At 35.4% G+C, this 1,251-nt stretch carries 1 protein-coding gene and 1 pseudogene; both read left to right on the top strand.

The features are described 5' to 3' along the window. On the top strand, nucleotides 1-672 hold a 672-nt coding region (locus C5S62_RS00185), incomplete at its 5' end, for an AAA family ATPase (protein ID WP_148665642.1). Further along, a pseudogene (locus tag C5S62_RS00180) lies at nucleotides 647-1,251 on the top strand (hypothetical protein); the annotation flags it as partial. The gene C5S62_RS00185 and the pseudogene C5S62_RS00180, both read left to right, overlap by 26 nt.

Below are 1,251 nucleotides of genomic sequence, written 5' to 3'. Positions count from 1 at the left end.
AAATTCATGAACCGTGTTTTCGGCTTGACCCAGAATAAGGGTGATACTCAACGACGTTTCGTTTTTATTATTGATGAAATAAACCGCGGTGAGATTTCTAAGATATTTGGAGAGTTATTCTTTAGTATAGATCCTGGCTATCGTGGAAAAAATGGGTTGGTTAAAACGCAATACCAAAATATGATAACGGATAAAACAGATCCATTCTATGACGGATTCTACGTACCGAATAATGTTTATATTATTGGAACTATGAACGACATAGACCGTAGTGTGGAAAGCATGGATTTTGCCATGCGCCGTCGTTTTGCTTGGGAAGAAATAAAAGCAAATGAGAATACTGGAATGCTGGATGAACTTCAAGACATGAAGGATGAAGTTACAGACGTTATGAAACGCTTAAATGCTGCTATATGGAATGAAGAGTCCAATATTGGGATTGAAGGGTTAAATGCGGCATACCACATTGGTGGTTCTTATTTCTGTAAATTGCAACTATATCTTGATGATGAGCGTACTAACAAAAAATCAGCATACAGGCACCTTTGGGAAAATCACTTGAAAGGGGTGCTTTTTGAATATCTAAGGGGGACGGCAAACGCTACGGAAAATCTAAAAATGCTTGAATCGGTTTATTATAACGAAAATGGCAACAATGATATTGAGGGATAATACAAAATATTCTTCTTCAGATAAGCTTGGAGAATATCTGTCATTCAATAATATTGCTAACAGAAAAATATCAGATTTGTTAGACGATAGAGGTAATGACCTGCTTATTTATCCTCATTCATTTAGCCGGTGCGAGGATGAAATGGGTAGTCAATATCTATTTTCGTTACAAATCAATTGGAAAGAGAATAAATGTACAAAAGCTGTTTTGGAAACAGGGAATATGGTGGGCTTCATAGGCATGAATGGACAATCCGTTTCCATTCATTCTCGTTTTTCAAAAAATACAGAAGATTTCTTTTTACATTATATGCTTCAAAAAGTTTTATGTATCAATGTTGTAAGCTTATCACATGGAACTGCAAATGAACAAATATTCAATTCCCTTTTATATCTGTTTCCAAAACTTCTCAAAGAAGCATTAGCCCAAGGACTATATAAAGAATACCAACGGGATGAATACAATGATGCTAATGTACGAGGCACAATAGACATCAATAGGCATCTCAAAACAAATTTGCCATTTAATGGGGTCAAGCCGAAAACACGGTGCATGAATTTTGAGAAAAGTGTTAAATT

It is taken from the genome of Prevotella sp. MGM2 (genome assembly GCF_002933955.1).
GTDB lineage: Bacteria > Bacteroidota > Bacteroidia > Bacteroidales > Bacteroidaceae > Alloprevotella.
Note: the sequence above shows the minus strand (reverse complement) of the source record. Positions and strands in the feature narration are given on the sequence as shown.